This window comes from Azospirillum halopraeferens DSM 3675, from assembly GCF_000429625.1.
GTDB classification, from domain to species: domain Bacteria; phylum Pseudomonadota; class Alphaproteobacteria; order Azospirillales; family Azospirillaceae; genus Azospirillum; species Azospirillum halopraeferens.
The window spans coordinates 1-12336 of sequence record NZ_AUCF01000001.1; the positions used below are offsets into that span (position 1 = coordinate 1).

At 69.4% G+C, this 12336-nt stretch carries 11 protein-coding genes and 1 rRNA gene; 7 read left to right on the forward strand and 5 right to left on the reverse strand.

Annotated elements, in window-relative coordinates:
- A 5S ribosomal RNA gene (rrf, locus tag G472_RS36600) occupies positions 1–94 on the forward strand; the annotation flags it as partial.
- Positions 95–341: 247 nt separating this feature from the next.
- Entirely contained in the window at positions 342–3923 is a 3582-nt protein-coding gene (locus G472_RS36605; RefSeq protein WP_169732758.1) for a response regulator, read from the forward strand.
- A 13-nt stretch (positions 3924–3936) separates the two neighbouring features.
- Here the strand turns inward: G472_RS36605 and G472_RS0100015 are convergent, their stop codons facing one another.
- Entirely contained in the window at positions 3937–4746 is an 810-nt protein-coding gene (locus G472_RS0100015; RefSeq protein WP_029006700.1) for an FCD domain-containing protein, read from the reverse strand.
- 160 nt (positions 4747–4906) lie between these two features.
- On the opposite strand from G472_RS0100015, the gene G472_RS0100020 reads away from it, so the two are divergent.
- Genes G472_RS0100020 through G472_RS0100030 form a run of 3 tightly spaced genes read left to right on the forward strand, consistent with a single transcriptional unit; the run spans position 4907 to position 7737 of the window.
- The gene (locus G472_RS0100020; RefSeq protein WP_029006701.1) at positions 4907–5671 is read left to right on the forward strand and encodes a (Fe-S)-binding protein; all 765 of its coding nucleotides are present in this window, start codon (positions 4907–4909) and stop codon (positions 5669–5671) included.
- Complete coding sequence (locus G472_RS0100025) at positions 5661–7088, forward strand: LutB/LldF family L-lactate oxidation iron-sulfur protein (RefSeq protein WP_029006702.1); 1428 nt, start codon at positions 5661–5663, stop codon at positions 7086–7088. Before G472_RS0100020 ends, G472_RS0100025 begins: the two co-directional genes overlap by 11 nt.
- Positions 7078–7737, forward strand: a complete 660-nt coding sequence (locus G472_RS0100030; protein ID WP_029006703.1) for a LutC/YkgG family protein — start codon at positions 7078–7080, stop codon at positions 7735–7737. The genes G472_RS0100025 and G472_RS0100030 overlap by 11 nt, the downstream gene beginning before the upstream one ends.
- On the opposite strand, the gene G472_RS0100035 is transcribed toward G472_RS0100030, so the two are convergent.
- The 3 genes from G472_RS0100035 to G472_RS0100045 form a co-directional block, all read right to left on the reverse strand.
- Positions 7724–9334 (reverse strand): PAS domain S-box protein, encoded by a 1611-nt coding sequence (locus G472_RS0100035; protein ID WP_029006704.1) that lies wholly within the window; start codon positions 9332–9334, stop codon positions 7724–7726. The two genes, G472_RS0100030 and G472_RS0100035, sit on opposite strands and share 14 nt — an antisense overlap.
- A gap of 11 nt (positions 9335–9345) precedes the next feature.
- Positions 9346–10296, reverse strand: a complete 951-nt coding sequence (locus G472_RS0100040) for a substrate-binding domain-containing protein (RefSeq protein WP_029006705.1) — start codon at positions 10294–10296, stop codon at positions 9346–9348.
- Between the two features lie 130 nt (positions 10297–10426).
- Positions 10427–10849, reverse strand: a complete 423-nt coding sequence (locus G472_RS0100045; protein WP_029006706.1) for a flagellar basal body-associated FliL family protein — start codon at positions 10847–10849, stop codon at positions 10427–10429.
- Positions 10850–10997: 148 nt separating this feature from the next.
- Between G472_RS0100045 and G472_RS0100050 the strand changes: the two genes are divergently transcribed.
- Together G472_RS0100050 and G472_RS30440 are read left to right on the forward strand one after the other, a co-directional pair.
- The gene (locus G472_RS0100050) at positions 10998–11207 is read left to right on the forward strand and encodes a DUF6898 family protein (RefSeq protein ID WP_029006707.1); all 210 of its coding nucleotides are present in this window, start codon (positions 10998–11000) and stop codon (positions 11205–11207) included.
- A gap of 138 nt (positions 11208–11345) precedes the next feature.
- On the forward strand, positions 11346–11657 hold the full coding sequence (locus G472_RS30440) for a hypothetical protein (RefSeq protein WP_051340071.1): 312 nt from the start codon (positions 11346–11348) through the stop codon (positions 11655–11657).
- A gap of 85 nt (positions 11658–11742) precedes the next feature.
- Here the strand turns inward: G472_RS30440 and G472_RS0100060 are convergent, their stop codons facing one another.
- Positions 11743–12186 (reverse strand): Ros/MucR family transcriptional regulator, encoded by a 444-nt coding sequence (locus G472_RS0100060; protein ID WP_029006708.1) that lies wholly within the window; start codon positions 12184–12186, stop codon positions 11743–11745.
- Between the last annotated feature and the right edge of the window lie 150 nt (positions 12187–12336).

Below are 12336 nucleotides of genomic sequence, written 5' to 3' on the forward strand. Positions count from 1 at the left end.
CCTGCACCCGATCCCATCCCGAACTCGGCCGTGAAATCCCTCAGCGCCAATGGTACTGCGTCTTAAGACGTGGGAGAGTAGGTCGCCGCCGGGTCACCACGGCGCCCACACCGAAACGATCACCCCTCTTCAGAACCACCCGCAACGCCCGCACCGTCACCGGTGCGGGCGTTGCCGTGCGTGCGGAGTCATGCGTCCGGGGCAGAGCCGCTGAAGCTTTTCATTGAAACAATGTGTCACGACGGTTGTCGTAATCTATCGCCTTGGGTATAGGATTCCTGATCCTGGAACGCGGAGGCGGTATGGTCGGCATCCCACACGGCGCTGTGCCGGATGACATGATGCCGGTGGTTTCGGAGCCGCAGCAATCCGCCGGGGCTCGTCTGCTGGGCATCGCGGCCATCCTGTTCCTGGCGGCCATCGGCATCCTCGCAGCGATGGACATCCGGGAGGAGTTTGCCGAGGGCATTGCGAAGAAGTCCCGGCACCTGGCCGTGCTGGTCGGTGCCGCGGAGGATACCATCACCCGCGATCTTCAGGCCGTCGACCTGGTGCTGTGGGACGTCGTACGCGAGGCGACCAGGGCCGGGCGGGGGGAGGCGGCCGACCCGGAGGGGGTTATGGCTCACCACCTGGAAACCCTGACCATCCTCGGGTCCATCACCATCGCTCCGCCCGAGGGGCGCTCCGACGTTCCGGTTGCCGGTTCCGAGCTGCCGGATGTCCTGATCCAAGGCGATACCGTGCACGTCCGACGGGTGTTCGCCCCTCGCGACGGCGGACCGTCCGCGCTGGTCGAGGCGCGGCTTTCCCCGGAGCATCTCGGCCGGGTGCTTGCCACCTTGCGGCCCGACGACGCCGGCGTGGCCGCACTGTCCGACCGCAACGGAACGGTGCTGGCGTCCGGGCGGGACCCGGCAGCGGTGGCGGGCGGGAGCCATCCCGACGGCACGGGCGAACTGTCGGTGATCCGCCGGCTGGACTCCTATGGGCTGGAGGTGTTCGCCGCCTTTGATGAGGAGGACGTGCGCGCCGACATGTGGGAGGACGCGCGCACCGAAATCCTGTTGATTGCGGTTCAGATGGGGTTTGGCGGCGGTCTTCTCTTCCTGCTTGCGCGTCATCAAGGCCGGTTGCGCGAATCCCGTTCGTTTCTCGCCCGGTCGCAGGCCCGCTTCCGCGGCATCTTCGAAAAGGCCAATGTGGGCATCGCGCTCTCCCGCGCCGACGGACAATTGGTTCAGATCAACGACGCGATGGCCCGTCTGCTCGGAAGGTCGGAGGTCGACGTGCGGGGATGCTCCCTCGCAGCGTTCACCCACCCCGACGACCGGGCGCACAACGAAGCCCGGTTCGACGACATCCTGTCCGGCCGGATCGACGACGGCCGGATGGAGATACGCTGCATCACCCCTGCCGGCGCCGTGGTGTGGCTGGACGTGGCGGTGTCCGTCCTGCGCAACGGCAACGGTTCGGTGACCGATATCGTCACCATGGCCATCGATGTCAGCGAGGCGCACCGGGTCCGCGAGCGTCTCCGGAGCGCCAAGGCCGAAGCGGAGCGCGCGGCGCGCCGGCTTGCGGAACAGGAGCGGTTCATCCGGGCGGTGACGGACCATATCCCGGGCATGGTCGCCTATTGGGATACCGACCTGCGATGCCGCTTTGCCAACCGGTTCCATCACGAGCACGCGGGCGTTCGCCCCGGCGCGATGATCGGTTCGTCCCTGGCCGACTGCCTCGGCCCGGCCATCTTCACGCGGAGCGAGCCGTACATCCGGCAGGCACTCGCCGGGCGCATGCAGACGTTCGAGATGTCGGAGGGAAAGGGGACGGACGGCTTGCCGGCCCACGTCTGGGTCCAGTTGATACCCGACGTCGGCGCCGATGGCGCGGTGGAAGGCTTTGTGGCGGTGGCGTTCGACATCACCGAGCGCAAGCGGGGGGAATTGCGCTTGCAGGAGGCCAACGCCGAGTTGCTGGCCGCGCGCTCCCGCGCCGAGGCGGCCAACCGCGCGAAGAGCGAGTTCGTGGCCAACATGAGCCATGAGATTCGCACGCCCATGAACGCCATCATCGGCCTCACTTACCTGCTGGAGCAGACCGACCTGACGCCGACGCAGCGGGAGTATGTGGACAAGACCAAGGTGTCCGCCGATTCGCTGCTGGGCATTCTCAACGACATCCTCGATTTCTCAAAGATCGAGGCCGGCCGGATGGATCTGATGCGCGAGCCGTTCCGTCTCGACGATATGATGAGATCCCTGGCGATCATCGCGGCCGCCAATGCACGCGGCAAGGACATCGAGGTGCTGTTCGACATCGAGCCCGGCACGCCGGTGGCGCTGGTGGGCGATCCCCTTCGCCTGCAACAGGTGCTGACCAACCTGGCGGGCAACGCCATCAAGTTCACCGAACGGGGCGAGGTCGTCCTGTCGGTGGAGGGGACGGAGGTCGATGACGAGCACGTCCGGCTGCGCTTCACCGTGCGGGACACCGGCATCGGCATCGCGCCCGAGCACCAGGCGATGATCTTCGACTCCTTCTCCCAGGCGGAAGGAACGACGAGCCGGCGGTTCGGCGGCAGCGGCCTTGGACTGACCATCTGCCGCCGGTTGGTGGATCTCATGGGCGGTACCATCGCGGTGGAAAGCGAACCCGGCCGCGGCAGCACCTTCCGGGTCGACGTCCGCCTGGGACGGGGCACGTCCGGCACGCCTGAAAAGCCATCGCTGCCCGCCCCGGCGCGCCATCTCAAGGTGCTGGTGGCCGATGACAACCCCGTCGCTCGCAAGGTCATGGCCGCGATGACCGCCCCCTTCGGCTGGGAGGTGGTGGTGGTCGGGTCCGGCCGGGAGGCGCTCGACGCCATCGATGATGCCCTGCGCACCCGGCCCTTCGACCTGCTGCTCCTTGACTGGTGCATGCCGGAGATCGGCGGACGGACCATCGTCAGCCACCTCAGGGAGCACCGGCCGCCCCGGGAGATTCCCCTGATCCTGGTGGTGACCGCCTTCGAGAACGAAAGGGTGCGGCAGGACTCCAACGGCGAACCGCTGATCCGCGGTGTGCTGACCAAGCCGGTGACCCCGTCCATGCTTCTGGACACCGTGGGGACTCTCTGGGGCTCCGGCACCGGGGCAACGGCGGTGTCGCCGATCAGGCCGGCAGGCGCCGAGGCACCCCTGACCGGCCTGTCCCTGCTGCTGGTCGAGGACAACACCATCAACCAGATCGTTGCACGGCGGATTCTCGAGACGGCGGGGGCGCGGGTCACCGCGGCGGACAGCGGCATCGAGGCTCTGACACATCTACAGACCGCCTCCGGGACCTTCGATGCCGTACTGATGGACATTCAGATGCCGGGATTGGACGGTTATGACACCACGCGGGCCATCCGCGATGACCTCGGTCTGGTGGACCTTCCCATCATCGCGATGACCGCCAACGCCCTGGCGTCCGACCGCGAGCGGTGTCTGAACGCCGGGATGGACGACCATGTCGCCAAACCGGTCGACGCGGCGGCGCTGGCCGCCGTTGTCCGGCGCCACGTGCGGCGCGCGGCCGATACCGGACCCGTGGTCGACATCGACGCCGCCCTGGCGCACCTGTCCGGCGACCAGGAACTGCTGGCCCGCGTGTTCGCGCGCTTCTCCGCCGATGGCAGCCGCCTGGTCGAGATGCTGCCGCGGCTGCTGGCCGACGGCGATCTGGCCGCGTTGGGGTGGCACGCCCACGATCTGAAGGGCGTCGCCGGCAACATCGGCGCCCCGGGACTTGCCGTGGCGGCGAAGCGGCTTCAGGAGGCCGCGGCGGCCGGCAACGGTGCGGAGACGGAGGTGGCCTGCGCGGAGGTGTGCCGGATGCTCGCCGCGGCCGTTCGCTCGGCCAGCCGGTTCGTCCGGCACGAACCCGCCGTGTGACGGCCGCAGTCCTTCAGTTTCCGGCGCGGGGCGCGGCTTCCTGCTGTCCGGCGCGGGGCGCCGTGGCCACCAGGTCACCGCGCCCGATGCGGCGGAGCGACGCTTCCACGCGGGCTTCCTCGTCGCGGATCTCGCGCACGGTGTCCAGGGTGTAGGCGATGTGGCGCTCCGCCGCCTCGGCTGCGGCGTCGGCGTCCCGGTCCATCACCGCCTCGTAGATCGCCCGGTGCTGCGCCAGCAGCAACTCCCGCGTGCCGGGGCGGGTGTAGAGCCGGGTACGGCTGTAGAAAACGCCGCGGCGCAGCAGGGTGGACAGCCCCCGCATGACGTGCAGCAGAACCACATTGTGGGCTGCCTCGTAGATCGCCAGGTGCAGGTCGCAGTCGGCGTCCGCCTCGTCGCCGGGATCATCCAGACGGTGGGAGGCCTCCATGCGCGCGAAGACCGCGCGCAGCGCATCGCGGTCGATCTCCGTCGCCCGCAGGGCGGCCAGCCGGGCAGCGTGGCCTTCCACCGTGCGCCGGAACTCCAGATAATCGAAGGTGGTCTGCGGGTGGGACTCCAGCAGCGCCGCCAGCGGGTCGAGCAGCGCGGCACCCACGGGGTCGGTGACGAACGTCCCCTCCCGTCCGGCGGACAGCAGCCCCTTGGCTTCCAGCTTCTGCACGGCATCGCGCAGGGTGGGGCGGGAAACGTCCAGGCGCTCCGCCAGGTCGCGCTCGCCCAGCAGCCGTTCGCCGGGCCGCAGGACGCCTTCCAGGATCAGCGTTTCCAGATGGCCGGCGATCACGTCGGCGGCCTTCGGCTTCACCGGTTCGCGCATTGGGCCTCGTTCGCTCCCGCATGTGGTGTTCGGTTCCGACTTTATGGCCGGTACCCCATTCTGTCCACGGCGCGTCGGTTTGTCATGCGTATTGTCCGATTGACGGCCGTGGTAAAAAAAACTATCCATGAATGACCGACAGCACACGGAAGGTCCGGTCATGCCCGCCAACCCTACGCCGCCGGCCGAACGGCCGCACACCGTCTATTACTTCGGCACCTGCCTCGTGGACCTGTTCTATCCCGAGGCCGGTCTGGCGGGGATGGAACTGCTGCGTCGCGAGGGGCTGCGGGTGGTCTTTCCGCAGGACCAGAGCTGCTGCGGTCAGCCCGCCCGCAACACCGGCCTGTTCGAGGAGGCGCGCGCCGTCGCCCGCACCCAGTTCAGGGCGTTTCCCGAACCCTGGCCCATCATCGTGCCGTCGGGTAGCTGCGCCGGCATGATGCGCGTCCACTACCCGCAGCTTTTCGCCGATGAGCCGGACCGGGCGGAGGCGGAAGCCTTCGCGGCCCGCGTCTACGAACTCACCTGGTTCCTCGTCCATGCGCTGGACGTGCGTCTGCGCGACACCGGGGAGCCGGTGCGGGTGACCTGGCACCCCTCCTGCCATTCCATGCGCGAGATGGGGGTGACCGACGAGCCCAAGCGCCTGCTGCGCAGCCTCGCCAACGTGGAGCTGGTGGAGAACCCGCGGGAGCGCGAATGCTGCGGCTTCGGCGGCACCTTCTCGGTCCGCCAACCGGAGGTCTCGGGCGCCATGGTCGCCGACAAGATCGCCGCCGTGTCGGCGACCGGAGCGGCGGAAATGCTGACGGGCGACTGCGGCTGCCTGATGAACATTGACGGCGCCATGAGCAAGGCCGGCACGCCGATGGGCCGGCGCCACATCGCCGAATTCCTGATGGAGCGCTGTCATGGCCGCTGACGGGGATTTCGCCGCGCGCGCCCACGCGGCGCTGGGCAACGCGGAGGTGCGGGCCAACTTCCGCCGCGCCATGGACGGCCTTATGGCCAAGCGGGCGGCCCAGTTCACCGACCCGCAGGCATGGGCGCAGACGCGCGCCCGCGGGGCCGCCATCAAGCGCCGCGTCCTTGCCCGCCTGCCCGAGCTGCTGGAGCGGCTGGAAGCGCGCTGCGAGGCGAACGGCATCCGGGTGCACTGGGCCGAGACCACCGGGGACGCCAACCGCATCGTGCTGGGCATTCTGCAGGAGGCCGGAGCGCGGACGGTCGTCAAGGGCAAGTCGATGGTGTCGGAGGAGATGCACCTCAACGCCTTTCTCGATCGGCACGGCATCACCGCCGTGGAATCCGATCTGGGCGAGTACATCATCCAGTTGGCCGGCGAGATGCCCAGCCACATCGTGATGCCCTGCATCCACAAGAACAAGGGCGACATCGCCCGGCTGTTCGCCGAACACATCGAGGGCCAGGGCTACACGGAGGACGTGGCGGAACTGACCGCCGCCGCCCGCCGGGTGCTGCGCAGCAAGTTCGCCGCCGCCGACGCCGGCATTTCCGGCGTGAACTTCGCGGTGGCCGAAACCGGCACGCTGGTGCTGATCGAGAACGAAGGCAACGGCCGCCTGTCCACCACGCTGCCGCCGCTGCACATCGCGGTCACCGGCATCGAGAAGCTGGTGGAGACACTGGACGATATTCCGCCCCTGCTGGCGTTGCTGCCGCGCTCTGCCACGGGCCAGGCGGTGACCACCTATGTGAACATGATCTCCGGCCCGCGCCGGGACGGGGAGAAGGACGGCCCACGGGCGGTGCACCTGGTCCTGCTCGACAACGGCCGGTCGCGGGTCTACGCCGATGCGGAGCTGCGGGACACCCTGCGCTGCATCCGCTGCGGTGCGTGCATGAATCACTGCCCGGTGTACGCGCGCGTCGGCGGGCACACGTACGACGCCGTCTATCCCGGCCCCATCGGCAAGATCCTGACACCGCAGCTTGCCGGCCTGGACGCCGCGGGCGACCTGCCCCACGCCTCCAGCCTGTGCAACGCCTGCGTCGAGGTCTGCCCGGTGCAGATCCCCATCGCCGACATCCTGGTGCGCCTGCGCCGCGAGGCCGTGCGCCCCTCCGACACCCCTGCCGTCAAGGGTGCGGGCGCCAAGCGGGCCCCCCTGGAGGCGCTGGCCTGGGCGGCGTGGCGGTGGATGTACGCCACACCGGCCCTGTATCGGCTTGGCAGCCGCCTGATGGCGCGATTCGGGAACCGGATACCGGAACGCCTGCCGCCGCTCAACCGGTGGACGGGCGTACGCACCCGGCCGCGCTTCGCCGGACGGACGCTGCACGACCTCGCCCGCGACAAGGGGTACGATGATGCCTGACGCCCGCACCGCCATCCTGGCCCGTCTGCGCGCCGCCCCGCGCGGTGCGGCGCCCGAGCTGCCGCCCTGGACGCCGCCGGTCTACGCGCCCGAGGACCGGCTGACCCGCTTCCGCACGATGATGGAGGCGTGGCGGGGGGAGGTGCACGAGGTGGACTCCGCCACCTGGCCGGACCGGCTGCGCAGCATCCTGCACAACAAGGGAGTACGGACCGTCCTGCACGCTCCGGCCACGGAGCATGGCCGCCGGCTGGCCGGGGCATGGGCCGGGCAGGCGGAGGCGCCACGGCTGCTGGCCTACGACCGTCCGGTGGAGGCCATGAAGGACGACCTGGTGCACGAGGCCGACGCGGCGGTCACCGGCACGCTGGGTGGCATTGCCGAAACCGGCTCGCTGATCCTGTGGCCGACGCCGGAGGAGCCGCGGCTGATGTCGCTGCTGCCGCCCGTCCACGTGGCGCTTCTGGCGCGGTCCGCCATCCGCGACACGCTGGCCGCGACGGCGGCGGAGGAGGGCTGGGCCGGGCGGATGCCCACCAATCTGCTGCTGGTGTCCGGACCATCGAAGACCGCCGACATCGAACAGACGCTGGCGTTCGGCGTGCACGGCCCCAAGGAGCTGGTGGTGCTGGTCCTCAGCGATCTTTGAGCGGGCGGGTACCGTCGGCCGCCCGCTTGCGGTGGTCGATGTCGATCACCACCGACCGTCCTTCCACCACCGTGCCGGCCGCGTCGCGCACCGGTTCGGTGGACACCGACACCCAGACGGGGCGGCCGTCGCTGCGGCGCATCTGCAACTCCGCATGGTGCACCGGTTCGCCCTTCCGGAAGCCGGCGTACACCCGCCGCGCTGCCTCCTTGCCGTAGGGTGTGTCGGCGTACAGGTCGGTGATGCTCAGCAGGGCCAATTCCTGTGCGCCGTAGCCGAGCAGGCGCTCGAAGGCGCGGTTGCAGCGCAGGATGCGCTTGTCGGTGGCGCGGACGCTGACGAAGGCCGCCGGCGCGCTGTCGTACAGGTCCCGATAGCGCTCCAGCCCGGCGCGCAGCAGTGCCTCTCGCGTCGCCACGCCCACGGCCATGGCGTTGAACGCCCGCACCACGCGGGTGACCTCGTCATCCGGACCCTGCGGATCGATCGGAGTGTAGCGGCCCTGCTGCATCGCCGCGGCTCCCTCCGCCAGGCGCTCCAGTCGGCCGGAGAGGCTGCGGCGCAGCACCCATCCGCCGACGGGCACGAACACCGCCGCGCTGCCCGCCAGGGCCAGCAGGGTGGCACGGTGGAAGGCGGCAAGCCCGGCGTCCAGGTCGGAACGCCGGCGGGCGATGACGATGTACAGGCGACCGCCCTCCTCCAGCGGGAGCCACGCCACCCGCAGGAAGTGTTCGGCGCCTTCCAGGTCCCGGCCGGCCGTCGAATGATCGCCGGGCAGCGCGTCCGACGGGAGCGGTTCACCGGTGGCGTCGAGATCCAGGTCGGCGAACGGGGCGGGGAGGGACGAGCCCGGTCCGGCCAGGAGGATGTCCACGCCGCTGCGGACCGCCGCTTCCGCGACGTCCCACGGGTCCAGGGCGCGGGCAACCGTAATCGCCCCCACCACCGCGGCGCCGCCGCCGGGGAGACGGCGGACGACGGGTGCGGTGGCGGTGTGATACAGCCGGCCGTCATGGACCCGGTGCTCCACCGTGACGGCATCGGGCAGGACGGCGGGACGGAAGGCGTCGAGCATGGCGGGTGGCGTCAGGATGCGCGCCGGGGCGTCGAGGGGCTGGGCGGCGCCGACCGGCACCCGCTGACCGCCGATCACCGTCATGAAGCCGGTCAGCGGCGCCCCCGGCCCGCCGGCGTGGAAGGCCACCGGGACCAACCGCGCGTCGCAGGCGGCCACCAGATCGAGCCCGGCGGCGGCGGCCAACTCTGCGAACCCGGTGGCGAGCCGGCTCTTCTCCACGTCGAAGATGTAGCGTTCGTAGCGCTCCGGGTCCTCGAAGGCGCTGACGAGATACAGGGCCCCGACCACGTCATCGCGCCCGGCGGTCTTGTCCGCGGCAGCGCCGACCGCCCGGTGATCCTCGCGCAGGTGGCCGGCCAGCCGGTCGAAGGCGGTGCCGATGTCGGTGCGCGCCCGTTCGACATGCAGGTCGGTGAGCAGGGCGGTGAACACCACGCCCAGCACCCCCACCAGGAGGAGCACCGAGGCACCCCAGGCAAGGAGAAGCCGCCACCGCAATGTGGGACGCCCGACCATGGGGCCTCCGCTCAAAAGATGGGCTGGATCGACGCTGCTTCGGCGGCCGTGATCAGCCGGGTGTCCACTACGATCTCCTTCGGCACCGTCTCGCCGCGCATCAGGCGGACCGCCAGGTCCGCCCCTTCGGCGCCGAAGGTGGGATAGAGGAAGGAGCCCGCCTGCTCCCCGGCCAGGATGGCGTCGCGCGCCTCGGCGATGTAGTCCACGCCCACCGTCGGCACCGATGCCGGATCGATCCCGGCCCGGCGCAGCGCGAAGCGCGCGCCACTGGCCATGCCGTCGCTCTGGGCATAGATCGCGTCGAACGGCACACCCTCGGCCAGCACCTCCTCGACGGCCAGGATCGCCTTGCTGCGCAGGGAATCGGCGCGCCGGATGGCCGCCACGGCAAGCCCCGGATGGTTCGCCAGTTCCTCCAGGAAGCCCTCCGTCCGTTCGATGGCGGGAGTGGTGGTAGGAATGTGCTGCAGCACCAGGATGCGACCCCGTCCGCCCAGGCGTTGCGACAGGAAACGCGCGGCGTCCCGCCCGATCGTCCGGTTCGACGCGTGGACGAAGCAGGTGAAGGCATCCCCGTTCACCCGCCGGCTGAGCAGCACCACCGGAATCCCGGCCGCGTGCACGGCGGCGACCACCGGGGCCATGACCGTAGCGTCCAGCGGACTGGTGATCAGCACGTCGACACCCCGCGCAGCGAACCCTTCGATGTCGAGGATCTGGCGGGACACCTGGCCGCCCGCGTCGGAATAGACGAACCGCACGTTACGGTAGTGCCTGAGGGCCCGTTCGACGTTCCGGACCTGGGCGATGCGCCAATCATTGTGCATCGTGTCCTGGGCAAAGGCGACGAACCGGGTGCGGTCGGCAGGGGGAATGTACGCCCCCTCGTCGCTGCGCAATGCCTTCGGTGCGGAAAGGCCAAGCATCAGGGCCGTGAGAAACAGGCGTCGGGCGATCATGGCACGCCCTCCACGTTCGCGGACAAGGGGGGAAAGCCCCCGGTCAGCTACCAGCATACACCCGAAGGGGGTTACCCATACGCGCCGAAATGGCAACGGTGCCTTGCCCGGCTCCCGCCGGCCGGCTCCGTCAGGGCCACGCGGACTGGCGGGATACCGGGGTGATGAGCACGCGCCCGATCACGTTGCGCCCAAGCATCTCCTCGGCCACGCCGTTGATCCGCTGGCGGAAGGCGGTCGCGTTGGCGATGTTGCCGCGGATGATCCATCCCTGGTCGATCGCTTCGTAAACGAGTGCCAGGATCGCGTCGTGCAGCCGTGGCATGGCCGCCTGGGCGGCGGCGAGCTTGGTGCTGTCCGCCAGCTCCAGCGTGATCTCGAGCTGGTTGTATTTCTCGATCCGGTCGTTGTTGACGACCGGGACGAAAACCGGCCGGATGCGAATGGACGGCGGCAGGGCTCCCGGCGCGCCTTCGGCGGCATGCGACGAGCCGGCACCGAGGAGGAGCAGGGCGGTCACCGCCAGGGCGATCAGACCGGTACGGGGGCGCATGGGGCGGGGCTACTCCTCATCCGCGCGGGGTGGGACTGCGCCCGCGTTTTACGTGAGCGCTGCGCACCCGATCAAGTCCGGGTGTATGATGGCCGCGCGGCCGGATGCGACGGCCGGCAGCGTTGGCGATCGGAAAGAGGCGCAAGGGATGTCCGGCTTCGACGAAAACGAGGTCCTGTTCGAATTCGTCCGGGTGGGGAACTACCTGAAGGTCAGCGCCATCGACCCGGCCACGGCGATCGAGGTGTCGGTGGCCGGCCCGGTGACCGGCAGCCGCGAACTGCTGAAACGGACCGCCGTGAACAAGTTGCGTTACGTGCTGGAGCGTCGACGGGCCGAACAGGGTGGCCGGCGCTGAGCAACGCTGCGGCCGACCCGCGCACCTGCGCACGCTGGCGCATCGGCGCCGATGGCTGTAGAAGGGGGGCGTGCCGGGTGTCGCGTCCGGCCGGCTCCCGCCATTCCTCCCGCATCCCGAACCGGACGAGGTTTCCCCATGCGCTTCAAGGCGTCAGCCCCGGCCATTGCAGCGGTGGCGGCCATGGTGGCACTGGCCACCGCCCCGGCTGACGCCGGCACGACCACCATCTGCCTGAAGCCGGGTGTGCCGCTGTGCATGGAGGACGCGACCACCTTCGTCAGCGCCCAGCGCATGCAGGAGTGTCAGTTCGCCGTGAAGGAATACGTCGAACGCACGATGACGTATCTGCAATGCCTCAGCGACGAGAGCGCCGCCACCGGCCGCGAACTGACGACGAATGTCGAACGCTTCAATTGCCGCCTCTCCGGCCGCCGCGACTGTCCCTGAAGGCCGACACCGCCCGTGACAGCCGCCGGCACCCCGGGCCACCCCCGATCGGGCGGCCCGCGGTCCCGCGGGAGGAGCGTCGCCCTCAGGACGCCTTGCGGCGGGGCTGCCGGGTGGCGCTGCGGCCCAGGCCGATTCGCTTGGCGAACTCCGACCGCTGGGCCGCGTAGTTCGGTGCAACCATCGGATAGTCCGGCGGCAGACCCCAACGGGCGCGATACTCGTCCGGAGACATATTGTAGGTAGAGCGGAGATGCCGCTTGAGCATCTTCAGCTTCTTCCCGTCTTCCAGACACACAATGTAATCCGGGGTCACCGACTTGCGGATGGCTACCGCAGGCTTCAGCGGCTCGCTCGGAGTCTCCGGCGCACCGTTGTTGAGCCCCGTCAGGGACGAGAACACCGTGTTGATCACCTCGGGAATCTGTTGGGCCGGCAACACGTTCTTGCTGACGTATGCCGAGACGATGTCCGCGGTCATCCGCAGCACCGCATTGTCGGTTACATCGGAACGGAGCGGGTCACTCATTGCCTAGTGTCCTGGATTTTTCGTTTAGAACCTAGCAACGTCGTTGCACACCGTGATTTAGGTGTCAATATAAATCCGACAAGTGGGAAATACGTTATTTGAAGATGGCAGAACTGGCCGAACGCCGGGAAATTAGCCCTGGCGGGAATC